Consider the following 24354-nt stretch of genomic DNA (forward strand, 5'->3'; position numbering starts at 1 on the left):
AATTTCATTTTTCACGGCGGAATCCTCAGCAACGGCCGCCCTAACTTTGAACGCCACATTAGGTTCCGCTAAATATTTGGCGGCTCGCTCGTCGTACTGAAAACTTCGCCTTCGCGCTGGTGGGTCATGCGAACGCACGAAGCTTGTTTAGGAAAATTGAAATCTATTTCGCGCGCACATCCAGAAAGGAGGCCGCGATGGGCGATCTTCACGGTCATGTTTTGGCCGAGCAGTCATTTGAAGGAAGCGCTTATACCGATTACCGATCGAGCCATCAGACCACAGGCTATGGGACCGACTACCTCAAAACTTTCCGCTCCGGCTATTATGCCGCGTTGTGGTTGCGCGTCGAACGCCCCCTCATCGAAAGCATTCTGAAGCCTCTTGGCGGGCCGGGCCTTAGCTGCCTCGACTTCGCATGCGGCACAGGCCGCGTAACGAATGTAGCAGCCACACTGTTTGGCGAGGTCGTCGGCGTCGATGTCTCTCAATCCATGCTCGCTTGCGCGCATGTTGCTGGCAACGTCAAGCTGGTTAAAGCGGATCTGACCGTTCACCCCCTGGCCAGACGATTCGACGTGGTGACGGCTTTCCGATTCTTCTTAAACGCAGAAGACTCTCTTAGGCAGGCCGCCCTGTCGGCCATTCATGAGCATTTGAAGGACGGCGGGTTGCTGGTCTCGAACATCCACATGAACGCAACCTCGCCGATGGGGCTGGTCTGCCGCTTTCTCAACCGATGTAGTGGGCGCGTCGTGCGTAGTACGTTGAGCATCCACGCATATCGCCAGTTGCTGGTTGCCAACGGCTTTGCAGTCGAGCGGGTCATCGGCTACGGCTTCTTACCGCGGCCCGGGTGGCTGCTACCAAAGCTTTGCGAAAAGTTGGTCGGACCTGTTGAGACGCTAAGCAGGAGAGCCGGTGTCCCGGCGCGCTCTGCTCAAAATTTCTTAGTGGTCGCCAGAAAGCAATAGTCGCTGATCCCGGTTGCCTCCACCAGGATCGCGGCCCCGCGGATGCGGTGCCAAACGATCTCGCCGGCTAGATGGCCGCGCACTTGCGCCGCGAGGATGACCTGCGGCATGCATCGCTGCAGGATTTCCGCGAGGGCGAGGATCAATAGGCATTTGCTTTTTTGGCGGAACCGAGGGTTTGATTCCGCGTTGCTGCAGACTTAAGTTCTATCTTGGGTAGGACCTTAGTCTGATTCGATGATTTCAAGAAAACTTGCCGCCAGTGCCAAAACCGTCTCCGCCTTTCTCAACTTGATGGGAAATGAGAAGCGGCTTTTGATCATGAACCACCTGGCCGGCGGCGAACTTTCGGTCGGTGTCCTCGCCGAGAAAGTTCAACTCAGCCAGTCGGCTTTGTCGCAGCATCTTGCCAAGCTCCGCGCCTTCGGCCTTGTCGACACCCGACGCGAGGGTCAAGTAATCTACTACTACTGCTCATCCGGCGCAGCGCGCGATTTGCTAGCTACGCTGGACGGCTTCCTGACGACCGGACGACCGCTCGCGGGGCCAGGTCCGCACTACGTTGCCCAAAGACTTCGCAGGGTGCGAATGGCCTGAGAAGGCAAATCTACGACCTAAACGGGGCGACCCGAACCAAGTGGATCGCTAAGGTTCGATGGACCTCACGGGACACGGGCGGCCCGCGTCAGCCTGTGAAGCGGAGCGCGGGCCTCAACCGTCGACATCGGTTGGCAGCGGGACACGCTGCAACCACTCAACTCACGCGCCCGAGGCCTGTTCCCCGGACAGACAAAAAGCCCGCCGCCTATGCTTTTGCGCGCAAATAGTTCGCCCAGTTCACTGGCGCTAGTCGACCATGTCGCGCAGCGGCTTCTTGCGCTTCGGCGGCACGTAGGCCTGCACCAGCCTGACCTTGTCGATGTCGACCGTGACCGGCGGTCCTAGGATAATTGTCACCTTGCCGCCTTCCTCGTCGACATAGGTGACGTTGCCGACGAGTTCGATCTGCTGCCCGCGCTTCACCTTCGTCGTGCGATCGACGATCGAATGCGGGAAGTTGTAGCTGGGTATGCTGACGCTGACGTGGTCCTCGTCGACCCGCCTGCGCACCGTGGCCGTTATCGCCACCTCGTCGCCAATGCCTATTCCCCGAGCCATAAGAGGGATTCTGGAGCTGGCAGCCTGTTAGTCAAGAGATTGCTAATATGCAACCGGAGGCGCAAAGTGTCAGATAGATGAAGCTCTTCTTGATCGCGCTCGCCGTCGCTCATAACTGGTATACCGGCTACCATGATCCGGTCACCGGTTATGAATGCTGCGACAAGAAGGATTGTAGGGTCATCAGCTCGCGCTATGTCGAGCCTTTGCCGGGCGGCGATTTCAACATCTGCACTGGGTCCAAGAGCCGATATTTCATCTCTAAGAAGCGCGTTTTAGAGAGCGAAGATAGCCAGTATCACATCTGCACGTCGCCCCCGAATACGACTATCCGCTGCTTCTTTGCGCCCCACGTGGAGGCGAGCCGATAGCGGCCGATTTCGGTTTCGGGAACCGCAACGAACCAAGGCTCAAGTGTTGCACGAATGAGACAGTAAATCTGTCGAACTCTGGTACATATTAGATCCGGTTAATGTGGGGACGATGATGCGCAGCCTTTCAATTGCAATTGCAGGTATTTTGACGATGCTGGCCGGAGCGGCATTTGCCGCAGACCCGATGGCCATCGTTCCATCTGAAAGCAGCGCCATCAACTGGTCAGGAGCCTATATTGGCGCCGTAGCCGGATATGGTTGGAACAGCGATCACTACGATTTCGGCCCCCCCGGTGTCGATGTTGATTCGGATGGCTTCATTGGCGGCCTGACCGCAGGGTACAATTGGCAGCGGGGCCAGATCGTGTTCGGCGTTGAGGGCGACGTGTCATACGCCAATATTCACGGCAGCGCCCTTGAGGTTCCGTTTGTGCCGCCATGCGGCAATGAAGGCTGTACAGCCGATGTCGACTGGTACGGGACTGGCCGCGTGCGCGTTGGCTATGCGTTCGAGAATTTCCTCCCATATCTCACGGGCGGCTTTGCTGTCGGTAAGGTCAAGGGCACAGCTGACCTGGGAGCCTGCGGCTTTACGCCAACATGCGGCTATGACGAGACCAGGTGGGGCTGGGCGGCCGGCGCAGGACTTGAATGGGCGCTGAACCAGCAGCTGTCGTTCAAGGCTGAGTATATGCACGTCGACCTGGGCACTCCCGAGTTCAACACGCCTTCTTCTGTCCCATCGACCGACAATATCGATTTCGACACGGTCCGCGTAGGCATCAACTATCATTTCTGAGGCTCTATGCCTTTCTGTGGTCGGTTTATTTTGAAGGAGAAAACCTTGGTGAAGAAAATCTATTTGAAGCCGACGTTGGCGAAGCGCGGTAAACTGTCGGCTGTGATCGCTGGCGGTCTATCCTCCCCGGGCCCCGTGGCAACATAAGTTCTGTTACCGCCACATTCCGGGCCCCTTGCGTCCAGCTTGGCGGATTGACTGCTTTACCCCAGCGTGCCAGGAGCTTGAACTGGTGAAGCTCCGCGACCGTTTCGGCCCAGAGGCGCCGGCCATGAGCCGATGACCTCATTCCCAAGCTGAAATGCGCCTAGTGCGGCAGCAAGAAAGTCGGGCTGATCTTCGCGGCCGAACGCCTATGGCAAGGCGAAGGGCAGCTAACGAGCCAGCGCCATTCCAGGGCCAACACCCACGGCCTATGGCGAGGCCAAGGAACAGCTTTGCCGACGAGGTCGAGGGCAATGGCTCGGACAGGGCGCCACACGTCCTGGCGGGGAGCTTTGAGTGCTTCGGAGAGATCGTCAAACATCGTTTCATCGGTCGAGTCTAGATCGAGACAGCGAATCTATGAATCCCCTTGGAACATCGTCGCCTCGAAACTCTTCGGGCGGTCGCACTGTTCCCTTTTCAGTGTCTCCCAAAACTGCCCACTACCTGAACGGTGGTGGGCTTTTTTGTACATTAGCGGAACCTGAAATTTGGGGGCTTGTTGATAGAACGGCAGCGAGTGGGTGATCGCTGCTGGTCGAGGTCCCGCAAGACTCGGCCGGGCTCGCATCACCTGCCCCGGTCGGTGCGAGCCCACCATCGCGCGACCAAGCGAGACTCCCCTGTGTCGGTCCCTATTTGATACTAGGGGGCATCGGCTTCATCATCGCGCTGGTTTATGTCACGTTGTCGAACATGCCGAGCGCCGGGCTCGGGCTGCAGCAAGTGCTGGTCGATAGCGGCGGCCTTGAACGCCGCAAATGCTACGGCCGGACTGCAGCTTCCATCCCTGGCCTCCGCGATCAATCGGCACGCATCCCTATAGCGCCGTGGCACGAGTTCGACTTCATCACCAAGGTCGGCCGCATAGACCACGCCGGAGCTCTCGCAATGTTGCAGAGACATATGGGAGATATAGAGGCGGTCTTTTTCGGAACTGATGTTTTGGCTAAAGCGCTAGACCAGCCTGCCGAGTGACGCTCAGTTAATCCCTATCGCGGCGCCCAGCCTGCCTTTCCGTTGCCGCTCAGTAAGCCGGCACAAGGCGCGTGTTTCGCAACGGCAAGGCCATGGTGAACTGCAAGCCGTCACGATGGTAGTTCAATTCGATCTTGGCGTTGCATTGCACGGTCACGACTTTTTCCAGAAGTGTCGTGCCAAACCCGCGGCGACTGGGCTGCTCGACTTTCGGCCCATCTCGTTCCCGCCAGTCAAGATTGACGATCTGTGTATCGCCGGACCCGCCTAACGACCAGCGGACATCAAGGCGGCCTCCCGTTTGCGAAAGCGCGCCAAACTTCGACGAATTGGAGGCCAGTTCGTGGAAAGCCATCCCGACAGGGACCGCAATGTCGGCGACTAGCGCTACGTTCGGGCCTTCCATAACGATACGCGGCCTGTCGCGCGTCTCATAGTGGGCAAGCTCGCTTTCGAGCAGCTTGTGCAGGGAGGCAGTCTGCCAATAATCGTCGGTAAGCATCGAATGGGTCTGGGCCAGGGAAACGAGCCTGGCTGAAAAATCGCGTACGAAATCATCGACGTTGCCGCTCGACTTGGCCGTCGCGCCCATCATGGCGCGAACGTTGGCCAGCGTGTTCTTGACGCGGTGATGCAGCTCGCGGATGAGCAATTTCTGCCGATCGGCGACCTCCCGCTTCTGTTCGATGTAGGACTGGACCTCGCGCTGGCGGGCGCGGGCACGCACGGCGGAGCGCACCGAGTTGGCGAGGCTCGAAGCCAGAAATGGCCGTTCAAGCACGATCAGATAGCGGTCCAGAAATGCCATCCGCGTGTCGAGTTCGTTCCCCCGCATCGTCAGAAGCACGATCGGAAAATCCGACCATGCGGGTTGGGCTTCAAGCCAGGCCGCAAACTGCGTTCGATCGGAACTGAGCAGGGCCTCCTCGGCCACGACAAGGCACTGAGCCTCGTCGAGAAGCGGCACTGCCTCTTCCAAGCTGCCGCACACACGCGAGGCAATCTGGTTTGTCGCCAGGATGGAGGCCGCGATCCTCGCGTCACGGCCAAGCGGCGCCAGCACGAGAACGGCGGGGCTGGACGACATCACAGCGCCTTGTCCCTCAGAAGGTCTGTCTGCTTGCCTTCAAATTCCGGAGATCCCATCAGGATGCCGCGGAATTGTTCCAGTGGCTCACCTACGGCCACGCCGTTACCGCCGATTTTAAACTCACGAATCGTCTCTTCGTGGGGGCCGACACGTTTCTTGACAACCGAAATCGCGCGTCTCAACTGACCTGCGTTCTCGAAGAAGCGCAGAAGCATGATGGAATCGCAGAGATAGGTCATGTCGACCGGCGCTGCCGTTTGCCCAAACAGCCCGTGATTGGCCAACAGCAGGATCGTCGCCACTGCCTTCTGATTGAGATAGGTGAGGATCTCGTGCATCTGAAGCACCAGATGTTGTTCTTCGGACATGGCATTGAGATAGCCAGTTAGGCTGTCGATCACGACGATCCGCACATTGGATTCTTCGACGGCCGCTTGGATGCGCGAAGACAATTCGCCTGGTGAAAGCTCAGCCGGATTGACAGATTCAAGCATCAGCGTGCCGTCCTCGGCAAACGGCTCCAGGTGCATGCCGAGCCCGGCTGCGCGCGCCAAGAAGATGCGCTTTGTCTCGTCAAACAACAGCACCAGCACACGCTCGCCACGCTTGAGTGCGGCATAGCAATAGGTGCAGGCAATGGTAGACTTGCCAACGCCAGACGGCCCCATCAGCATCGTGCTGGTACCACGGGCCAGCCCGCCGCCAATCAGGGTGTCGATCCGGTTGTTGCTCATGGCCGGCGTATCATGCTCGGCCACCTCATGCTCGGCTGCAACGAGCCGCGGATAGGCGATAACGCCGCCTGGGCGAATTACGAAATCGTGAAAGCCGCCCCGGATCTGCACGCCGCGCATTTTGATCACGCGTAGCCGCCGGCGCTCTCCACCATAGACGGGCGACAGCTGCTCCATCCGAATGACGCCGTGACTGATCGAATGCAAATTGAGGTCATCCTGCTCAGCGGTCAGGTCGTCGAGCATAAGCACCGTCACATTGTTGAGCATGAAGAAGCTCTTCAATGCCAACACCTGGCGCCGATACCGCAGTGACCCTTGCGATAAAAGTCGAATTTCAGAGAGCGAATCGAACACCACGCGATCGGGTCTGACGCGTCCGATCTCGGCCATGGCAGACTGCACGGTTTCGCCGAGTTCCAATTCCGAGGAATGGATCAATGTCTGTAGCTGCGCCGGATCGAAACTGAGCTCCGGCGGCACAAGTTCAAGAATTTGCACCCCCTTCAGGTCCCAGCCGTGACGGCCAGCAACCGAGAGCAGTTCGCGCTTGCTTTCTGACAAAGTGATGTAAAGGCATGTCTCGCCATTCTTGGCGCCCTCGATCAAAAACTGGAGGCCAAGAGTGGTTTTTCCAGAACCTGGTTTCCCTTCGATGAGATGGGAGCGGTTCCTGGCGTAGCCGCCACGAAGAATGTAGTCGAGGCCGCTAACTCCAGTTGTGATCGCCGAGGCGTCGTCTCTGTCCAACTAATCCCCCAATGTAATTTCGAGAACCAGATAACGACGGCCACCTTTCGCGGTTCCACGTCTCTCGGTGAGCGCCCTTGTCGTGAGACTCACGAAAAGGCGACAAGAAACGCGGCAAAAAAGGGCGCCGTACCTCTCGGAGCCCTTTTTCAAGTTCAGTTTGGAACCGGCGACCTACCAGCCTTGCCGGCCATACCAGTCATCGATGTCGCGCCGGGCGCGGTCCTTCTCAATGCCGTAGCGCTCCTGAATCTTGCCTTCCAACTGATCGCGGTTACCGGCAATACGGTCCAGATCATCGTCTGTGAGTTTGCCCCACTATTCCTTGACCTTGCCCTTTACCTGCTTCCAATTGCCTTCGACACGGTTCCAGTCCATGGCACCTATCCTTGTTTGTTTCGGACTGAGAAAAACGCCGTAACGCTACCGGAGTTCCCGTCAAGTTTGAGCAGATCGACCGATCGAAGCGTGGCGAGGTAGGCGGCCCCGAAGCAACCCGCTCTGGAACGCGATGATGGCTTGCCGCGCCGGCCGTGTTCTCCACCGTCTTGGCCACAGTCGCTCGCGAGACCAGCTTCGTTGGACAAACACCGACAGGGATAGCGTGAAGCCAACTATGCTGCGTTCGTCATCCAAGCCTGGCGTCAGATACTAATTCTTTCTGTTGGGAGCCATGTTCCCTGCGGCTTTTGCCCTGAAGCGCCTTACCCGGCTGCGTGTGCCGCAGCTCTCATCCGAGCACCACCGCCTGCGCCCGCCACGCGAGGTGTCGATGAAAAGCCAACCGCAGTTCGGCCCGGTGCACTCGCGCACGCGGCGGCGGTCATTCCTGGACACCAAAAACTCGGCTGTCTCAAAGGCCACGCGGTGGCCGATCGTGTTCAGACTGGCTGCGTCGGTCCACTGCCAAGCGAGGCGGTCGCCGGACGGGAAAAGCGAGCGCTTCGGCAGGGCTAGGGCGACTGCATCGCGCACGATTTGCAAGGCATCGTCCGGCACCCGGGCGCCTGCCGCCTCGGCCTGGAGAGCCGCGTAAACGGCCTCGCGCAAAATCTTGGCCTTTTCCAATGCCGCCTCCGCAACGAGCGGGCGGGCGGAAGCCTCCGCGAGCAGTGCTCGCGCCTCATCGACGTCGATCAAATCGGCACGTCCAGCCCAGACGACCAGGTCGGCATAGGTCTGCAAGAGGTCTGGGCCCCATACATCGCGTCGCGCGTCGACCGTGTTGACGAAGTCCAGGCAGGCGTGACCGCCAACCATGCGCATGTCGACGATAGTCTTCGCACCATCCATCCCGGAAACATCGGTTGGCGGAACCGTATTGGCAAGAGGCCGTTGTAACGAAATAAACGTCCTTTGGCCGTTACGACGAACCAACAACGCCCAGCGAAGGCTGCTTCCGATGAACCGCAACACAGCGACATTTCTGGTTCTATGTGTGATCTGGGGCACCACGTGGATCGGTATCAAGGCAGGGATCGCCACCGTGCCGCCTCTGATGTTCGCAGGCACGCGTTTTACAGTAGCCGGCTTGCTGATCCTCAGCGCGACGCGCCTAAGGGGCGCTGCTCTACCACGGGTGGCGAAAAGGAGTTGGCCGCGTCTTTTCGTTGTTACGTTGTTCATGATTCCGCTTTGCTATGGCCCACTCTTTTGGGGCATGCTCTATGTCGATACGGGCACCGCGGCTGTTCTTGAGCTTTCGCTGACCCCTGTCACGCTGCTTGGATTTGCGTTGCTTCTGGGGGACGAACGCTATGACGGCCGCAGGCTCTTTGCGATTTTGCTCGGTGCGGCCGGTCTGTGCATCCTGTTCGGGCCCGAGGCCTATGCTAGTTGGACACACGCAGACCAGCAGGGCAGGGGGCTCCGGCTGCTGGCGATGACAGCGGTGGCGTCGGCAGCTGTAATCTATGCATGGGGTTCGGTGCTCGCGCGGCCGCTTCTTGAGGTATATTCATCGGACTTCATCGCCGGCTTCACCACCCTTTTCGGGGGCGCATTCCTAATTCTCATCTCACTCGTTGTGGAGCCAGGCGCGGCCGCGGCTCTAAAAGGCGATTGGGGCTGGCCGGCCTGGGTCGGGTGGCTGTTCCTCGTGCTGTTTGGTTCGTTCATAGGCTACACACTCTTTATCCGGCTCCTGCACGAAATCGGCGCCTCGCGCGCCGGAGCATTTGCCTTCGTCTCACCCGTGATTGCCGTCGTGCTTGGCATCATCACCTACGGCGAGGAGGTTAGCCTGATCGACATCATCGGCATGGCTATCATGCTCTTCGCAGCGTTTCTTGCGCTACGCGAGCGCAAACAGGAAACATCATCCGCTTCCCCGCCGTTGATTCCACGCTCCGCGCGGGCCGATGGCAGAATATGAAAGACGGCGCGCGCATCCAGCCGCCAATCAGCCTTGAGATGGAAAAGCACAAGGTTCGCGTCTATGCGAAAAGAGGGCTTTCCCGGCAGCGTATCCCGCCTACACCGGCGGCGAGGAAAGCTCCAGCTCATATGACAACACTAGTCGGCGAGGGATTTTGCCGAGTTGCTGTCAAGATTGCAGGCGGGATTTGATGGAAAAATCGCGAGGCTGCAATCAGCGACCTATTCGTTCCGATCGCGATGCAGGCTATCCGCCAACGCGTCGACAAAGTGTCAGCCGCATCGCTTCAGTTCCGCCACCTGAACGCCGAGACGGAATGCCTGACCATCGGCATAAGAACGTGCATAGCTTTCTGCTTCGAACGGAAACGTCAGGGTGCTGCCGTAGGCGGTGACGCGGACCGTCCACTTCTTGTCGCGAACGAGTTCGACTGAATTGTCGGGCGACGTCATGATTTCCTCCGGCACCAGCAAGGCGAAGGCACGGATAGCGTCGCAAAGGTTGTTTGAATGCAAACAATCCGACACGCTCATGTCGCTTGTTCTATACGTCTCGACTTTCTCTCGATTAGCGTAGCGCCACGGCTGCAATGTTGGTGGCGCTAAGTCCCCTAGCTGCCAAGACCTTTCCCATCGCGTCGGTCCCCTTGCGGCGTCACGCAGTGACCTTTCTGAACCCAATCGCCGAGATCGTCAGCCCGCAGTGTCTTCGAGAGAATAGCCGGCAAGCCGCAGGGTGCGAATGGCAACTCTGCGACGACTGCTTCAACAACTTTCGCGACTGGCTCATGTGAACGTCGACCACCTGGGCGCTCACACTGGCTTTCTGCGACCAGCCAGCTGCGATGAATTCATCACGGCTGATCACCTTTCAGGATTCTCGAGCATGTGGCGCACCAACTTGAACTCGATCGGCCCAAGAGGAATCTCCCCGGTGCTGCAAATACGGTGGTATCGAGCTCCATCTCGAGGTCGCGATGTGTCAGTGGTCTGCGCTTCTGCGCCAATTTCGTGACGGTAGCCCAATCGCGAGCCTTCGCAGGTGGTCGAGGAGCTATTGCGGCGCAAATGGTCTGATGAAGCGTTCGTCGACTCCGGGCTGCAACAGCCCGTGCTGACCTTCAGCACCTGGGGATATCAAGGCGACACAGGGCAGGGAATTGGTCCGGGCATCCCGCTTCAGCCGGCCGCTCCCGTCGCCAGCTCATTGTCTGGCCGACAGTCCAGCACAATTCCCACGCACCGGCCTTTTCGCGGCAAGACCTAGCGCGTCATCGATCGAGCGGGCCAGCTTGCTGCCGAAGCCATCCACCTGCAGAATGTGGCCTAGGAGCAGGTAGAACTCCGCATCCTGCGAGGGAGATGCACCGGCCGCGGCTCCGTCGAACTCCGCGAGGGAAACGGAAGTCAGCTCTTCGCAGTCCAACTTCGAGAGCAGACGTTCCTGGATTGGCCTTGGCACATTTATGAACGGTCGATTCCAATGGCTGTCAAAGAATACGGCGCGACATTGACGGCGCCAGCGAACCAGCTCGAAACCGGTCGAGCTAGTAGCCGGGCCGGGTCAATCCGAGACAATTTCGTAGTGAAGAAGCTGGGCTTCGTCGAGTGCCGACTTCACTCCAGGCGAGATGACGCCGGAGCCGAAGAGGACAATATCTTCACGGCGTACGAATACTTCATGGCCCAGTCCCATGGAAACAAATGTGCCCGAAGAGCTTCGTTCTAGAAGCCGAGCTCTGCCATTCAATATGGTGAAGGCGGCGTGGCGCCTCGATACCCAGGGCCGCTCGACGATGATATCGCATTCCGCCGATCTGCCGATTGTCACGGATTCGCCGTTTCGACAGGATCGCAGCTGATCTCTGTAGCGGATGACCAGATGAATCTGCCGCGGCAGGATCGAGCGTCTATCTGTAGTGGCGCCATGGCTGGTGATCTGCGTACCGGGGGCCCCATCGTCGCTCCACAGGGTATAGACATCGAAGAACTCTTGCTTCCCTTTCAAGGCCATTTTGTCGAGGAGCCGCAGGCCCTTGCGGCTTCTCGGGGAAAGGGCTTCGCAGAAGCTCTGGCTGATCAGCACCTCTCCGGGGTTCGCCGTGGTGGACAACCTTGCGGTGACATTGACAACGTCACCGAATATCGCGCCCCGCGCGCGAATGACCGCCCCGAAATGCAATCCGATACGGGCGCTCAACGGCCCTTTAGTCAGTTGATGGGTAATTTGGCAGACGGCCCTCAGCGCCATTTCCGGGCTCTCGAAGAGGCTGAGTATGTCATCGCCTTTCGAGTAAATGAAATCACCACGGTGCTTGGCGACAATCTCGCGCATTGTGTCCAGGCAATCCGAGACCTGCTGTAGAGCGGCATCGTCTCCGATCCGCTCATAGAGCGGCGTGCTGCCCACGACATCAGCTAAGAGGACTGCGGCAAGAAGCGTCTCCTGATCCATCGATCTCGTGTCCGACCCGAAAACTCAGCGTGCGTGTATAACACACGAGGTCGCCTGCAACATATCTGCTCGAGCGCCTTTGATCGGGGCGATGCTTCAGGTGATCGTCGCGGACGGACGGGCGTATGCCATTCGTCGGCTTCGTGCCGGCGACATCCAGAACCGTCTTCGCCCCAATCGTTCGCGACCTCGGTGCTATGAGTGGACTTGGTCTTTTTAGGTTCGGAAAGGCTGACCGAGTTGCAACGGGCGACGGCCTTCTCATGCACCATCAACCGCGACCCGATCTCGTCCCTCCGACTTCGCACGGAATGGTGCCAGATCGGCGGCTTTGACGAGATCATTCGGGCTCTCGTTCGTATTTGTGACCGGTGGCAACGCCAACGCTGTGCTTTGCGATAAGATCACGGATCCATTGATCAGATTTCAGGTATATTCTCTTTGAAGATGACCTGAAGTCGTGGTTGATGCGGTTCATAGTTCAGGTGCCTGACGGAGTGGCTTAAAATGTTGAGCGCTTCCCGCGCCTCGACGCGCGGATTTTGATCTATGACCGCATCGAGCGTCCCATCCAACAAAAGTTCCTTGGTGCCGTCTGTCACCTCGTGGCCGAGAAAGAGAATGTCTTTGGCGCGTCCACGCTCCTTCAGCGCCCGAGCGATGCCGGTGTTGCCGGCGCCGACATTGTAGATCGCGGCAAGATCGGGGTGCCGGTCCAGAAGCGCTGATGCTTCCGAATAAGCCTTCTCTCGGTCATCCAGCATTTCGCGCATCTCGACGATCTCGAGATTGGGCGACTCCTCGGTCAAGATGTGCCGGAATCCCATTTCGCGTTCCTCATGGCCGCGATAGGACAGCGAGCCGGCGAACAGCGCCACCTTGCTTGGGCGTTCCGATCCCATGAAGCGGTTGAGCAGATAGCCGGCCAGCCGCCCCGCGGCGCGGTTGTCGATGCCGATATAGGCCACTCTCGGAACATGCAGGATGTCGGAGGCGATGGTCACCACCTTGACGTCATTGGCCGACAGCGAGCGGATCGCCTCGCGCACCGTTGGATGATCGAGCGCGATCACGCCGACGCCTTGTGTCTGTCCACGCAATTCTTGCAGCAGGCGGGCGAGCCGGTCGGGGTTGAAGCCCTCTATGGTGGCGATGTGGACGTCGAGATCGGGGCGCGCTAGGGCCTGCGCCTCGATGTGTCGATGCAGCATCTTTATGAAGGAATTGGTGCCGGCCGGCAGAGCGAAGTCGAGACGGATGACCTCTCCAGGTGAGGGCCTGGGCGGCGCTCCGTTCGGACCCTCCGCGATGTAGCCGAGGCGCTGCGCCATTTCGAGCACGATCTCACGAGTGCGCGCCCGCACACCGGGCCTGTTGTTCAGCACGCGGTCGACGGTGGCGGCGGAAACGCCGGCTTCCCGGGCTATGTCAGTCAAGGTGGAACGCACCGTCTTCATCTCCTCAATGCATCAGATCGCACAATGCCGCTAGCCCGTCCGAGGGCCACAGCTGCCAGCCATCAGCGATTCTGATGGGAAATGATGNTCAGATCGCACAATGCCGCTAGCCCGTCCGAGGGCCACAGCTGCCAGCCATCAGCGATTCTGATGGGAAATGATGTATCGAGCCTTAGCCGATGCGCAAGGAGGTTGGGCTAAATCGCGTCGCCCGGCGTGATAGTCGCGTGCCAGAAAGGCAGATTTCCCATCAAATCGAGGCATTGAGCCCGTGTGTCGACCTTTGCATGACGTATTTTCTCCGCGGTTGCGGTGTTACGATGTATTTTGAGTATTTATGATGTTGACAGCCTTCCGGTGCTGCCGTCAATATCCCTCAATGGGCTCGTGGAGGAAACATCGGCCCTGAGGGAGGAATTCCAATGTCTGATTTGATCCGCGTATCGCGACGCGGCTTGTTGGCGTCCGGAGGAAAGGCCGCGGCGTTCGTGGCTGCGGCCGGTATCGCACCGCAATTCATCCGTCCCGGCCGTGCCGTTGCGGCCGACGCGCTGGCGCCAGGCATGGTCGGCGGCCCCACCGGTTTCGAGGGCGCAGAGCGCTATCAATATGGCGCCGACACGCCGGAAGGCCGTGCCGTTGAGGCGGCCAAGGCCTTGAAGGGAGCTGGCAAGGCACCGGCCAAGATCGTGCTTGGCCTGTCGGATGGCTCGATTGGCCAACTCACACAGCCTTTCCCTGCGGGTGCGCCGTCGATCAAGGAGCTGTGGGAAAAGGAGACCGGCATCCAGATCGAGATCGTCGGCCTGCCGAACGGCCAGGAATTCACCAAGACGATGCAGGACATCTCCACCAAGGGTGGGGCCTATGACATCTACTCGACGGAATGGAACCGCCTCGGCGACCTTGCCGAGACCGGCGGCATCGCCAAGCTCGACGACTTCGTCGCCCAGTACAAGCCCGAATGGGACGATCCCAAGACCGGCTATGTCGACGGCGCCAAGGGCGTGTCGCTGCTCAACAAATATCGCGGGTCCAACTATGGCGTGTCGCTGGACGGCGACTTCCAGACCTGGGTCTACCGCACCGACCTGTTCGGCGACGCTGCCGAGCAGAAGGCGTTCAAGGACAAATTCGGCTACGATCTGGCGCCGCCGAAGACCTGGAAGCAGCACAGTGACATCGCGGGCTTCTTCCAGCGGCCCGACAAGGGCCTGTTCGGCTCCACCGACCTGCGCAACCAGGGCTGGGGCTACACCAACTGGTATCAGCGCTATGTCTCGATGGCATCGCCCAACCAGTTCCTGTTCGGCGACGACGGCAAGCCGCTGATCAATTCCGAGCACGGCATTGCCGCCACCAACGAATATGTCGGCTCGCTGGTTCATCACTCGCCGGACGCGATCTCCTGGGGCTGGCCGGAGCAGTATGGAAATTTCGCCAAGGGCGGCGCGGCGATGACCTGCGCCTTCTCGAACCTGCCGAAATTCCTCGACAATGCCGGCAACAAGGATTCTGCCGTCACCGGCAAGATCGGCTCGATGCTGCCGCCCGGCCGCGAAGTCGACGGCAAGCTGATCAGCCGTTCCGTGCTGTGGTTCTCGCTGACCGGCATGGTCTCGTCGCAGTCGAAAAACCAGGAGGTCGCCTACCTTTTGCTGCAGTGGCTGGGCTCCGCCCGCATCTATGCCTGGATGAGCGCCAATCCGGGCGGCTATCTCGATCCGTTCCGGCTCTCGGATTTCTCCGATCCGCTGGTGCGCCAGACCTACCACGCCTACCACATCGACGTGGTGCGCGAGACCGTCGCCCGCACGGTGCCGACGATCAACTATCCCGGCGCCACCGCCTTCCACAACGCATTGGACGAAAATCTGATGGCGTCGCTGACCAAGGCCAAGACAGCGGAACAGGCGATGGCCGACACGGAAGCGGAGTGGAAGAAGATCGCCCGCCGCATCGGCGAGGACAAATTGCTCGAAGCCATCAGGACGAACAAGGAGGCCTGGCCGACGGTTCTCGACCCGATCAGCTGATCCGTCTCCCTGGATCAGCGCTGGAGGGGAGGAGCATCTGTTCCTCCCCGCCGCAGTCAACGCCACCAGCAAAGCAGCCAGATGAAGCGTTCCGTCCCCTTCGAGATATTCCGCTACGCCGCGATCTTCGCGGCGATGGCGGTGACGCTGGTACCGATCCTGTGGATGGTGTCGATGGCCCTTAAGCCGATCGCCGAATGGTCGGCGACCGGCGCCGACCTGACATGGTGGCCGAAGAACCCGACGCTCGGCAATTTCCAGTTCGTCTTCGGCGAGTCCAACAACAATCTGATCGTGGCGCTCGACCGCACCGCGCTGAAGCCGATCCTGTCGTCGCTGCTGTCTTCGGTGTTCGGCACGGCGATCGCAATGTCGGCGGGCACGGCTGCGGCCTACGGGCTGTCGCGTTTCGGCTCCGGCCAGAACCTGCCGCTGGCGCTGATCCAGCTCAGGCTGTTTCCGCCAATGGCGGTGATGATCCCGGTCATGATCATGTGGGCCTTCCTGAACTTCACCGACAGCTGGTTTGGCCTGGCCCTGATCTACGGCATCGTCACCCTGCCGTTCGCTTTCTGGCTCATGAAGACCTTCTTCGACGACATGCCGCGCGAGATCGAGGAAGCGGCGCTTGTCGAAGGTTGTTCGCGGCTGCGCGTCTTCACGCGCATCACGCTGCCGATGATGCGCGCACCGCTGGCCAGCGCCGCCCTCTTCGTCTTCATCCTCAACTGGTCGGACTATCTGATCGCGCTGCTGCTGACGACGCGTGAATGGGTGACGATCCCGGTCTACATGGCCTCGCTGTCCTCCTCGATGACCGGGCAGCTCTATGGCGCCAAGGCCGCGCTCGGTCTTGTCGCCGCGGTGCCGCCGGTCATCATGGGCATCGCTATCCAGCGCCATCTGGTGCGCGGACTGACCTTCGGCGCGCTCAAGCAATGAGCGCGGTGACCGTGACTGTCTCAAAGGACGCAAAGGCCGCGCTTGGCAAGCCCGTGCTGCGGGACGAGGGAACGCGGCTGGGATTCCGGCTGACGCTGCCGGCGCAGATCCTGGTGCTCTTCATCTCCGTCTTCCCGCTGCTGATGCAGCTCTACATCAGCGTCACCGACTGGTCGCCGCTCTCCGGCCTCGGCTGGTGGAACGCATGGGAGATGTGGAACAGCTTCGCCAACTACACCGACCTTGCCGCCGATGCGCGCTTCTGGAGCGCGCTGAGGCGCACGGCCATCGTCATGGTCGTGTGCGTGCCCGTCGAATTCCTGCTTGGCCTGGCATTGGCGACGCTGTTCGCGGACGATTTTCCGGGCAAGCGGATCTTCTATTCGATCCTGCTGATGCCGATGATGGTGGTTCCGGCGGTGGCCGGCTACATGTTCTTCATGCTGTTCCAGTCGGGCGGGCCGCTGAACGACATCCTGTCGGCACTCAGCGGTTCCCGCGTCACCATCGCCTGGCTGTCTGACCCCACACTGGCGCTGATCGCGGTGATCATCGCCGATATCTGGCAGTGGACGCCGCTGATGTTCCTGATCCTGCTTGCCGGCCTGGTCGGCGTGCCGCAGGACCAGATCAAGGCGGCGACCCTGCTCGGCGCCAACCCGTGGCAGCGCTTCGTCAGCATCGTGCTGCCGAAGATGAAGACGATCATCATCATCGCGCTGGCGATCCGCGTCATCGAGAACTTCAAGATCTTCGACACGCTCTACATCATGACCGGCGGCGGCCCCGGCGTCGCCACGGAGACGATCTCCGTCTACATCTACAAGGTCACGACGCAGGACCTGATCTGGGGCTATGTGGCGGCGATCGCGCTGGCCATCCTGGTCGTGCTTTCGATCGTTGCCGTATTCGCCATGAAGCGCATGGCGCGGGCAAGGCTGGTGCCGGCATGAGCGCGATCCAGCTGCGCAACCTGGTCAAGACCTTTGGCGAGTTCACGGCGCTGAAGACCATGGACCTCGACATCGCCGATGGCGAGTTCATGGCGCTCCTCGGGCCTTCGGGCTGCGGCAAGTCGACGACGATGAACATGATCGCCGGCATGGAGGAGCCGACCAGCGGCAAGATCCTGTTCGGCGAGCGCGACATGGCCGGCGTGCCGATGGGCCGGCGCGGCGTCGGCTTCGTTTTCCAGAACTATGCCATCTTCACCCACATGACGGTGCGCCAGAACCTTGCCTATGGGCCGCGGATGCGCGGTGCGGCGAAAGCTGAGATCGACCGCCGCGTCGGCGCCACCGCCGAGCTGCTGCAGTTGACGCCGCTGCTCGACCGCAAGGCCGACCGGCTCTCGGTCAACATCCTGCAGCGGGTGGCAATCGGACGCTCGGCGATCATGGAGCCGGCCATCTTCCTGCTCGACGAGCCGCTGTCCAATGTCGACGCCGCCTTCCGGGCGGTAATGCGGACCGAGCTCAAGCAGCTGCAGCGCCAGTTCAGGCAGACGATGGTCTACGTCACCCATGACCAGCTCGAGGCCATGACCATGGCCGACCGCATTGCCGTCATGGATCACGGCGTGCTGCAGCAGGTGGGAACGCCGCTGGAAGTCTACAACAATCCAGCCAATGTCTTCGTCGCCCGCTTCATCGGCGCTCCGGGCATGAACCTGCTGAAGGGAAGGCCGGCGGAGAGCGACCGGGGCCTGGTGGTCGATCTCGGGCCACTGGGGGTCACGCCGACGCTGCCGGATGCGCTGGCCGCCACCTTGCGCGGATCGCGCTCTGAGGTGCTTTACGGCTTCCGGCCCGAACAGGTGTCGCTGGTGCAGAGCGGGCAGGGCCTCGCCATGCCGGTGAGCTTCGTCGAGCGGATCGGCGCGAGGACCATCGTCCATCTCGGCGATGGCGAGACCGCCGTGAAGGCGGTGTTCGACAATGCTGTCGGACTGTCGATCGGCGAGCTTGCCGTCGTCGCCCCCGTGGCATCGTCCGTGCGTGTCTTCGATGCCCGCAGCGGCATTGCGATGAAGGCAGGTTGACATGGCCGATATCGTCTTTCGCAATGTCAGCAAGCGTTACGGCACGACGCTCGCCGTCGACGACGCGTCGTTCACCGTCAATGACAACGAATTCTTCTGCTTCTTCGGGCCGCCGCTGTCGGGCAAATCGACAATCCTGCGCCTGGTGCTCGGGCTGGAGACGCCTGACGCCGGAGAGATCCTGATCGGCGGCAAACCGGTCAACACCGTCTCGCCGGCCGAGCGCAATGTCGCCATGGTGTTCCAGAACCTGGCGCTGTTCCCCCATATGAGCGCGCGCGAAAATGTGCGTTTCCCGCTGGTCGAGCGCAAGGTCGCCGAGGCCCAGATCGAGAAGCGTGTCGCCGACGTGGCCGCCAAGCTCCACATCGGCCATATCCTGCACAAGCCGCCGGCGCAGCTTTCCGGTGGCGAGCGGCAGCGCGTGGCCATAGCCCGCGCCCTGGTGCGCGACCCGAACGCCTATCTGATGGACGACCCGATCTCTGCGCTCGATGCGCGGCTGCGCGAGGAAACGCGCGTCGAGCTCAAGCGCATCCAGCGCGAACTCGGCAAGACGCTGATCTACGTCACCCATGACCAGGAAGAGGCGATGTCGATCGCCGACCGCATCGCCATTCTGGAGAATGGCAGGATCCGGCAGATCGGCGCCCCGTCCGAGATCTACGACCGCCCGGCGAACACCTATGTGGCGCGACTGCTTGGTTCGCCTGTCATGAACATCCTCAAATCCGTGCGCGGCGACGGTGGCATCGAGGCCGCCGAAGGCGCGGTCAGCATCGACGATCGCGCTGCTCCGGCCGACGCGATCGAAATCGGGCTGAGGCCGGAGGACATCAAGGTCCGGCCCTGGGTCGACGGGGGCGTTGGCCGCCCGGCACGCGTGTTCGAGGTCGAGCCGCTTGGCGGCTACACGGTGGTAACGCTCGCCGCCGGAGAGGCGCGGCTGAAGGCGCTGCTGCGCAGCCAGCCCGACATCAGGCCGGATGCGGCGGTAGCGATATCCTGCGAGCCGGCCCGGGTGCATTATTTCGGGCAGGACGGAGGCGCGTTGGCGAGATGATCGCGGCTGCGAAAACAGAATTGCGGGAGGAAGACATGGCGAGCGAAGGCTTCGAGCCGGACGTGAAGGTCCGCACCAGCGAATACCGGATCGGTTGCATCGGCGCCGGCATGATCATGGCCGAATGCCATCTTGCCGCCTATGCGCAGGCCGGTTTCCCAGTCGTCGCCATCGCTTCGCGCACCAAGGCCAGCGCCGAGAAGGTAGCTGCACGCTGGAGCATTCCGACCGTCCACGACACGCCGGAACAGCTGATCGAGGATTCTGAGGTCGAGATCGTCGACCTTGCCTTTCCACCCGATCTGCAGCCGGCGCTGATCCGCCATGCGCTGAAGCAGCCTCACATCAAGGCGATCCTGGCGCAGAAGCCACTGGCGCTGTCAGTCGATGAAGCCGTGAAGCTGCGCGACGAGGCAGCCAAGTCAGGCAAGATCCTCTCGGTCAACCAGAACATGCGNGCGATCCCGCACTGGCAGACTTTCCTTCAGGACTACGACCGGCTGACGCTCGCCAATATGAGCGTGCATCATCTCGACGTGCTGCGCTTCCTGTTCGGCGATCCCTCGGAAATCACCACGCTGACACGCAAGGACCCGCGCACCACATTCGAGCATAGCGACGGCATCACCGTGTCGACGCTGCGCTTTCCCTCCGGCGTGCTCGCCGTGTCGCTGGAGGATGTCTGGTCCGGACCGCGCCAGGAGGGCTATGAGGACGACCAGCACATCAACTGGCGCGTCGACGGCACCAAGGGTGTCGCGAAGGGCACCATCGGCTGGCCGAAAGGCGCTGCCTCGACGCTGACCTATGCGTCGACCGAGACGACGGATGGCAAGTGGGTCAGCCCGAGCTGGGACACGATGTGGTTCCCGCATGCCTTCATCGGCGTGATGGAGCAATTGCAGCATGCGGTGAAGACAGGCGCGCCGCCGGCGCTCTCCGTCGCCGACAACGTCAAGACAATGGCACTGATCGAGGCCGGCTATCGCTCGATCCACGAGGGCCGCACCGTCAAGCTTTCCGAAATCTCGATAAAATCAGCCAACTGAATCGCTTACAGGGAGGAATTCACATCATGATGCAGGCAGGTATTTTCACGGGCTATTTCCCGTACGGCCTCGAAGAGACGGCAAAGAAGATCCGCGGGCTCGGTTTCAACACGGTGCAGCTCGACCTGCATTTTAGGGATATCGATCTGTCGGCCGGGCAGATCACTGAGGAAAAGGCCAAGCAGGTGCGCGACGTCTTCCGCGACAACAACCTGCCGATCTGCTGCGTGTCGGGCTACACCAACATCATCCATCCCGACAAATCCGAGCGCGACAAGCGCGTCGGCTATCTCAAGGAGATCATCCGCAACGCCCGCAGCTTCGGCTCGCCCTACGTGATCTCCGAGACCGGTACCTACAACACCGAATCCGACTGGGTGCATCACCCGAAGAACAAGACCGAGGAAGGATTCGAGGAATGCCGCAAGGTGATCGCCGAGCTTGCCCAGACCGCCTATGACCATGGCGCGGTCTTCCTCCTCGAGACCTACGTCAACAACGTCGTTGGCTCGGTCGAGGAGACGGTGACGATGTTCGCCCACGTCGACCATCCCGGCCTCGGCCTGCTGATGGATCCGACCAACTATTTCGAAACCCACAACATCGAAAGGATGGACCAGATCCTGAACCAGGTGTTCGATACGCTGACCGACAAGATCAAGATCGCGCATGCCAAGGACGTCAAGCGTTCGGGCAGCGACAAGTCGGAAAAGCATGCCGACATCGGCGACGAGGATGCGATGGAGAGCCACACCTTCCGCGGCGTCGGCGAGATCGAGCTGCCGGCGCCCGGGCTGGGATCGCTGAATTACGATCTCTATCTGCAGCGGCTCNGACCTTCCGCGGCGTCGGCGAGATCGAGCTGCCGGCGCCCGGGCTGGGATCGCTGAATTACGATCTCTATCTGCAGCGGCTGGCGGAAAAGCACCCAAACATCCCGGTCATCATCGAGCATCTCTCGGAAGACGACGTGCCGCGCGCGAAGAAATTCCTCGACGGGAAGTTCCGCGCCAACGGCCTGTGAGCGCCGGTTGCGCCGCCGGCGCATGGCGGCGCAACTCCAACCAAGGGAGGAATGAATGTTGAAATTCGCATTGAAAGTGGCTGCCGCGGCAACGCTGGTGGCCGGGGTCTCCTTGAGCCTGCCGGCATTCGCGCAGGACGGCCAGAAGACCTTCTATCTGCTGTCGCATGGTGGCCCTTCGGACGCGTTCTGGATCGACTGGAATGCCGGCGCGACCAAGGCCTGCGACCAGCTCAAGGTGACCTGCAAGATCTCGTTCAGCGGCGGCGACATGGCGGCGCAGAAGGAGGCTTTCAACTCGGCGCTCGCCGCCAAGCCGGACGGCATCGCCACCACCTCGGCTCAGCCCGGCCTGTGGACGGAGGAGGTGAAGGCCGCCAAGGCCGCCGGCATACCGATCGTGTTCTTCAACACCGACGATCCGGCGACCGGGCGGCAGGCCTATGTCGGGGCCGACCTCAGGGAAGCGGGCGTCATCTGGGCCAAGTATCTCGTCGACCACAAGATGGTGAAGCAGGGCGACAAGGTGTTCCTGCCGGTCGAAGTGCCGGGCGCCAGCTACCAGCAGCTCGAGACCGAGGGCATCGCCAGCGTCTTCGATCCGCTCGGCATCAAGTACGACGTGGTCGATTGCGGCACCGACCCGGCCGGCATCATCGCCAAGATGACCGACTACATGGTCGCCAACAATCCGCCGGCAATCATTGCACTCGGCGATTCCGTGGCAGCAAGCATCAAACGCGTCTTCGACGGGGCCGGTGTGTCGGCCGGCAAGGTCCCGGTCGTCGGCTGGGGCAACTCAAAGGAGACGGCCGAGGCGGTCAAGTCCGGCTTCGTCAATGCTGCGGCCTGGCAGTACCCGTCGGCGCAGGGCTTCATGCCGGTGGCGCTGCTCGGGCTTGCGGCCTCTGGCGAGCCGATCGGCTACGACATTCACACATTCAGCCTCTACGACGCCTCGAGCGTCGAGCCGATCCTGAAACTCTACAACAAGTGACGACAATCGGCGCCCGCCCCGAAATGGCGGGCGCCGGACGAAACGCATGGTCCTGACAGATATGGCAATCACAGCAGACGACGACACGCAGCGAGCGAAGGGCAGGTCTGCGCTGCTGCGTTCGCCGCAATTCTCCTCGCTCATCATCCTCATCGTGCTGCTCGTGGTATTCGCCATCGCCGACGGCAACTTCCTGTCGCCGCTCAACATATCCAACATGATGGCGTTCCTGCCCGAGCTCGGCATCATCGCTCTCGGCATGACGCTGCTGCTGACGGCGGGCGAGTTCGATCTGTCGGTCGGCGCCGTGTTCGGCCTTGCGCCCGTCGTGGTGATGCTGCTGGTGCAGAATGGCGGTATCGACATCGGCGTCGCCCTCCTGGCCGGGCTTGTGCTGTGCATCGCGATCGGCGCCATCAACGGGCTGATCGTCACCAAGATCGGCATTTCCTCCTTCCTGGTCACGCTGTCGATGCTGCTCGTCGTGCGCGGCGCGGCGCTCTACATCACGCAGGGATTCCCCCTGAAGTCGTGGGACCAGCCCGGCTTCTTCGTCACGCTGCTTGCCGGCAGCTTCAATGTAGGCTCGTTCCGGTTCTACACCTCGCTCTGGTGGTTCATCGGCCTGTCGCTGCTGGCGATTTACATCCTGCGCTACGCCAAGCTCGGCAACTGGATCAGCGCCATCGGCAGCAACCGCAACGCAGCGGTGGCGCGCGGCGTGCCGGCCGACGCGGTCAAGATCTGGCTGTTCATCCTGACCTCGGTGGTGGCCGGGCTGGCCGGCATGATCAGCGCGTTCCGGATTTCGGCCGCCTCGCCGGTGGCCGGCACCGGCTACGAACTCGAAGTGATCGCCATGGTGGTGGTCGGCGGCACGGCGCTCACCGGCGGGCGCGGCACCATCCTCGGCACCATCGTCGGCGCGCTGATGCTGCGCGCCATCCGCAACGGCATCGTGCTGATCGGTGTGCCGGGCTTGGCATACAACATCTTCGTCGGCGTCATCATCCTCGCCATGCTCATCCTGCACGCTTTGCTGCAGAAGAACGCCGCAAGGAGCTGAGGATGGAAGTGCTGCGTCTGCAAGACCTGCAAAAGTCCTTCGGCAACGTGCGTGCGCTGAAGAACGCCTCGTTCACCCTCAACGAAGGCGAGGTGGTTGCCCTGCTTGGCGACAATGGCGCCGGCAAGTCGACGCTGATCAAAGCGATCTCCGGCGTCTTCCCGGCCGACCACGGCGACATCTTCGTGCGCGGCGAGAAGGCGTCGATCCGCTCGACGCGCGACGCGATGGACCTCGGCATCGAGACTATCCATCAGGACACATCGCTCGCGCCGGACCTCAGCATCGCGCGCAATCTTTTCTTGGGTCGGGAGCCGGTCAATTTCGGCTGGCTCGGCGTGTTCGCGCCCCTCGACCTCGCCAAGCTTCGCAACGCCGCCTCGGCGCTGCTGAAGCGGGTCGGCATTTCGAAAAAGCTCGATGCCGATGCACTGGTTAGCACGCTCTCGGGCGGTGAGCGGCAATCGATCGCGATCTCGCGCGCCATGCAGTTCGCCGCCAAGGTGATCATACTCGACGAGCCGACCAACAATCTTGGAGTCGAGGAAACCCACGGCGTGCTGCGCTTCGTCAAGGAGGTGCGCGACGCCGGCCACTCGGTGCTGCTCATCACCCACAACATCCACCACGTGTTCCAGGTCGCCGACCGCATCATCGTCATGCGCCGCGGCGAAATCGTCGCGGAACAGACGGTCGCCGACACCGACCTGTTGACGGTGGAAAGCATCATCACCGGCGCCGACATGTCGGCCTTGCTCAAGGAGGCGAGGGCAAAGTGAAGGACGTC

Annotated in this window: 23 protein-coding genes and 2 pseudogenes; 16 read left to right on the forward strand and 9 right to left on the reverse strand. The window is 61.0% G+C overall.

The window, feature by feature from the left end; translation table 11 throughout:
• Nucleotides 1-197: 197 nt before the first annotated feature.
• On the forward strand, nucleotides 198-974 hold the full coding sequence (locus tag X730_RS147560; protein WP_023826676.1) for a class I SAM-dependent methyltransferase: 777 nt from the start codon (nucleotides 198-200) through the stop codon (nucleotides 972-974).
• On the opposite strand, the gene X730_RS1000000167565 is transcribed toward X730_RS147560, so the two are convergent.
• A complete protein-coding gene (locus X730_RS1000000167565; RefSeq protein ID WP_155922464.1) occupies nucleotides 941-1120 on the reverse strand; it encodes a hypothetical protein in 180 nt (59 codons plus the stop codon). The two genes, X730_RS147560 and X730_RS1000000167565, sit on opposite strands and share 34 nt — an antisense overlap.
• Before the next feature lie 91 nt (nucleotides 1121-1211).
• Here X730_RS1000000167565 and X730_RS1000000166310 point away from each other — a divergent pair, with 91 nt between their 5' ends.
• Nucleotides 1212-1571: a metalloregulator ArsR/SmtB family transcription factor gene (locus X730_RS1000000166310; RefSeq protein ID WP_081731600.1), complete on the forward strand. Its 360-nt coding sequence runs from the start codon at nucleotides 1212-1214 to the stop codon at nucleotides 1569-1571.
• A 249-nt stretch (nucleotides 1572-1820) separates the two neighbouring features.
• Here X730_RS1000000166310 and X730_RS147550 read toward each other — a convergent pair whose 3' ends face one another.
• The gene (locus X730_RS147550) at nucleotides 1821-2132 is read right to left on the reverse strand and encodes a hypothetical protein (RefSeq protein ID WP_023826678.1); all 312 of its coding nucleotides are present in this window, start codon (nucleotides 2130-2132) and stop codon (nucleotides 1821-1823) included.
• A gap of 89 nt (nucleotides 2133-2221) precedes the next feature.
• On the opposite strand from X730_RS147550, the gene X730_RS147545 reads away from it, so the two are divergent.
• From X730_RS147545 to X730_RS1000000167570, 3 genes are all read left to right on the forward strand, one after another.
• Nucleotides 2222-2503 (forward strand): hypothetical protein, encoded by a 282-nt coding sequence (locus tag X730_RS147545; protein WP_155922465.1) that lies wholly within the window; start codon nucleotides 2222-2224, stop codon nucleotides 2501-2503.
• Nucleotides 2504-2615: 112 nt separating this feature from the next.
• Nucleotides 2616-3305, forward strand: coding sequence for an outer membrane protein (locus X730_RS147540; RefSeq protein ID WP_081731601.1), 690 nt, complete (start codon nucleotides 2616-2618; stop codon nucleotides 3303-3305).
• Nucleotides 3306-4148: 843 nt separating this feature from the next.
• Nucleotides 4149-4487, forward strand: coding sequence for a hypothetical protein (locus X730_RS1000000167570; protein WP_023826681.1), 339 nt, complete (start codon nucleotides 4149-4151; stop codon nucleotides 4485-4487).
• Nucleotides 4488-4536: 49 nt separating this feature from the next.
• Here the strand turns inward: X730_RS1000000167570 and X730_RS147530 are convergent, their stop codons facing one another.
• The 4 genes and pseudogenes from X730_RS147530 to X730_RS1000000168690 all read right to left on the reverse strand — a co-directional run bounded on the left by X730_RS147530 (nucleotide 4537) and on the right by X730_RS1000000168690 (nucleotide 8354).
• Entirely contained in the window at nucleotides 4537-5574 is a 1038-nt protein-coding gene (locus X730_RS147530; protein WP_031197087.1) for a sensor histidine kinase, read from the reverse strand.
• Nucleotides 5574-7061, reverse strand: a complete 1488-nt coding sequence (locus X730_RS147525; RefSeq protein WP_023826683.1) for an ATPase domain-containing protein — start codon at nucleotides 7059-7061, stop codon at nucleotides 5574-5576. Before X730_RS147525 ends, X730_RS147530 begins: the two co-directional genes overlap by 1 nt.
• 174 nt (nucleotides 7062-7235) lie before the next feature.
• A pseudogene (locus X730_RS01000000164535) lies at nucleotides 7236-7439 on the reverse strand (CsbD family protein).
• Between the two features lie 273 nt (nucleotides 7440-7712).
• Complete coding sequence (locus X730_RS1000000168690; protein WP_023826684.1) at nucleotides 7713-8354, reverse strand: CGNR zinc finger domain-containing protein; 642 nt, start codon at nucleotides 8352-8354, stop codon at nucleotides 7713-7715.
• A gap of 109 nt (nucleotides 8355-8463) precedes the next feature.
• Here X730_RS1000000168690 and X730_RS147515 point away from each other — a divergent pair, with 109 nt between their 5' ends.
• The gene (locus X730_RS147515) at nucleotides 8464-9435 is read left to right on the forward strand and encodes an EamA family transporter (protein ID WP_023689436.1); all 972 of its coding nucleotides are present in this window, start codon (nucleotides 8464-8466) and stop codon (nucleotides 9433-9435) included.
• Between the two features lie 275 nt (nucleotides 9436-9710).
• Here the strand turns inward: X730_RS147515 and X730_RS0133965 are convergent, their stop codons facing one another.
• The 3 genes from X730_RS0133965 to X730_RS147505 all read right to left on the reverse strand — a co-directional run bounded on the left by X730_RS0133965 (nucleotide 9711) and on the right by X730_RS147505 (nucleotide 13340).
• Nucleotides 9711-9971 carry a hypothetical protein gene (locus X730_RS0133965; RefSeq protein ID WP_023682263.1) on the reverse strand — a complete coding sequence of 87 codons (261 nt, stop codon included), beginning with the start codon at nucleotides 9969-9971 and terminating at the stop codon, nucleotides 9711-9713.
• Between the two features lie 1030 nt (nucleotides 9972-11001).
• A complete protein-coding gene (locus X730_RS147510) occupies nucleotides 11002-11892 on the reverse strand; it encodes an adenylate/guanylate cyclase domain-containing protein (RefSeq protein WP_023826687.1) in 891 nt (296 codons plus the stop codon).
• Between the two features lie 419 nt (nucleotides 11893-12311).
• The gene (locus X730_RS147505) at nucleotides 12312-13340 is read right to left on the reverse strand and encodes a LacI family DNA-binding transcriptional regulator (RefSeq protein WP_023697399.1); all 1029 of its coding nucleotides are present in this window, start codon (nucleotides 13338-13340) and stop codon (nucleotides 12312-12314) included.
• 431 nt (nucleotides 13341-13771) lie between these two features.
• Here X730_RS147505 and X730_RS147500 point away from each other — a divergent pair, with 431 nt between their 5' ends.
• The 10 genes and pseudogenes from X730_RS147500 to X730_RS147460 all read left to right on the forward strand — a co-directional run bounded on the left by X730_RS147500 (nucleotide 13772) and on the right by X730_RS147460 (nucleotide 24346).
• A complete protein-coding gene (locus X730_RS147500; RefSeq protein WP_023826688.1) occupies nucleotides 13772-15385 on the forward strand; it encodes an extracellular solute-binding protein in 1614 nt (537 codons plus the stop codon).
• Between the two features lie 81 nt (nucleotides 15386-15466).
• Nucleotides 15467-16327: a carbohydrate ABC transporter permease gene (locus X730_RS147495; RefSeq protein WP_023697398.1), complete on the forward strand. Its 861-nt coding sequence runs from the start codon at nucleotides 15467-15469 to the stop codon at nucleotides 16325-16327.
• Nucleotides 16324-17280, forward strand: coding sequence for a sugar ABC transporter permease (locus tag X730_RS147490; protein ID WP_023826689.1), 957 nt, complete (start codon nucleotides 16324-16326; stop codon nucleotides 17278-17280). The genes X730_RS147495 and X730_RS147490 overlap by 4 nt, the downstream gene beginning before the upstream one ends.
• On the forward strand, nucleotides 17277-18368 hold the full coding sequence (locus tag X730_RS147485) for an ABC transporter ATP-binding protein (protein WP_023731703.1): 1092 nt from the start codon (nucleotides 17277-17279) through the stop codon (nucleotides 18366-18368). The genes X730_RS147490 and X730_RS147485 overlap by 4 nt, the downstream gene beginning before the upstream one ends.
• 1 nt (nucleotide 18369) lies before the next feature.
• Nucleotides 18370-19431 (forward strand): ABC transporter ATP-binding protein, encoded by a 1062-nt coding sequence (locus X730_RS147480; protein ID WP_023826690.1) that lies wholly within the window; start codon nucleotides 18370-18372, stop codon nucleotides 19429-19431.
• Between the two features lie 35 nt (nucleotides 19432-19466).
• Nucleotides 19467-20480 carry a Gfo/Idh/MocA family oxidoreductase gene (locus X730_RS147475; RefSeq protein ID WP_023826691.1) on the forward strand — a complete coding sequence of 338 codons (1014 nt, stop codon included), beginning with the start codon at nucleotides 19467-19469 and terminating at the stop codon, nucleotides 20478-20480.
• 26 nt (nucleotides 20481-20506) lie between these two features.
• Nucleotides 20507-21504: pseudogene (locus X730_RS01000000164545) on the forward strand (sugar phosphate isomerase/epimerase).
• A gap of 55 nt (nucleotides 21505-21559) precedes the next feature.
• Complete coding sequence (locus X730_RS147470; RefSeq protein WP_023689426.1) at nucleotides 21560-22501, forward strand: substrate-binding domain-containing protein; 942 nt, start codon at nucleotides 21560-21562, stop codon at nucleotides 22499-22501.
• 61 nt (nucleotides 22502-22562) lie between these two features.
• Entirely contained in the window at nucleotides 22563-23567 is a 1005-nt protein-coding gene (locus X730_RS147465) for an ABC transporter permease (protein ID WP_050586906.1), read from the forward strand.
• Complete coding sequence (locus tag X730_RS147460; RefSeq protein WP_196814833.1) at nucleotides 23564-24346, forward strand: ATP-binding cassette domain-containing protein; 783 nt, start codon at nucleotides 23564-23566, stop codon at nucleotides 24344-24346. The genes X730_RS147465 and X730_RS147460 overlap by 4 nt, the downstream gene beginning before the upstream one ends.
• Nucleotides 24347-24354 lie beyond the last annotated feature (8 nt).

It is taken from the genome of Mesorhizobium sp. L103C131B0, assembly GCF_000502275.1.
Classification (GTDB): domain Bacteria; phylum Pseudomonadota; class Alphaproteobacteria; order Rhizobiales; family Rhizobiaceae; genus Mesorhizobium.

Coding starts and splice junctions, on each gene's coding strand:
- X730_RS147540 (WP_081731601.1), top strand. CDS start 2,616: ATGATGCGCAGCCTTTCAATTGCAATTGCAGGTATTTTGACGATGCTG.
- X730_RS1000000168690 (WP_023826684.1), bottom strand. CDS start 8,354: ATGGATGGTGCGAAGACTATCGTCGACATGCGCATGGTTGGCGGTCAC.
- X730_RS147530 (WP_031197087.1), bottom strand. CDS start 5,574: ATGTCGTCCAGCCCCGCCGTTCTCGTGCTGGCGCCGCTTGGCCGTGAC.
- X730_RS147470 (WP_023689426.1), top strand. CDS start 21,560: ATGTTGAAATTCGCATTGAAAGTGGCTGCCGCGGCAACGCTGGTGGCC.
- X730_RS0133965 (WP_023682263.1), bottom strand. CDS start 9,971: ATGAGCGTGTCGGATTGTTTGCATTCAAACAACCTTTGCGACGCTATC.
- X730_RS147480 (WP_023826690.1), top strand. CDS start 18,370: ATGGCCGATATCGTCTTTCGCAATGTCAGCAAGCGTTACGGCACGACG.
- X730_RS147550 (WP_023826678.1), bottom strand. CDS start 2,132: ATGGCTCGGGGAATAGGCATTGGCGACGAGGTGGCGATAACGGCCACG.
- X730_RS147500 (WP_023826688.1), top strand. CDS start 13,772: ATGTCTGATTTGATCCGCGTATCGCGACGCGGCTTGTTGGCGTCCGGA.
- X730_RS1000000166310 (WP_081731600.1), top strand. CDS start 1,212: ATGATTTCAAGAAAACTTGCCGCCAGTGCCAAAACCGTCTCCGCCTTT.
- X730_RS147510 (WP_023826687.1), bottom strand. CDS start 11,892: ATGGATCAGGAGACGCTTCTTGCCGCAGTCCTCTTAGCTGATGTCGTG.
- X730_RS147465 (WP_050586906.1), top strand. CDS start 22,563: ATGGCAATCACAGCAGACGACGACACGCAGCGAGCGAAGGGCAGGTCT.
- X730_RS147490 (WP_023826689.1), top strand. CDS start 16,324: ATGAGCGCGGTGACCGTGACTGTCTCAAAGGACGCAAAGGCCGCGCTT.
- X730_RS147515 (WP_023689436.1), top strand. CDS start 8,464: ATGAACCGCAACACAGCGACATTTCTGGTTCTATGTGTGATCTGGGGC.
- X730_RS147495 (WP_023697398.1), top strand. CDS start 15,467: ATGAAGCGTTCCGTCCCCTTCGAGATATTCCGCTACGCCGCGATCTTC.
- X730_RS147560 (WP_023826676.1), top strand. CDS start 198: ATGGGCGATCTTCACGGTCATGTTTTGGCCGAGCAGTCATTTGAAGGA.
- X730_RS147485 (WP_023731703.1), top strand. CDS start 17,277: ATGAGCGCGATCCAGCTGCGCAACCTGGTCAAGACCTTTGGCGAGTTC.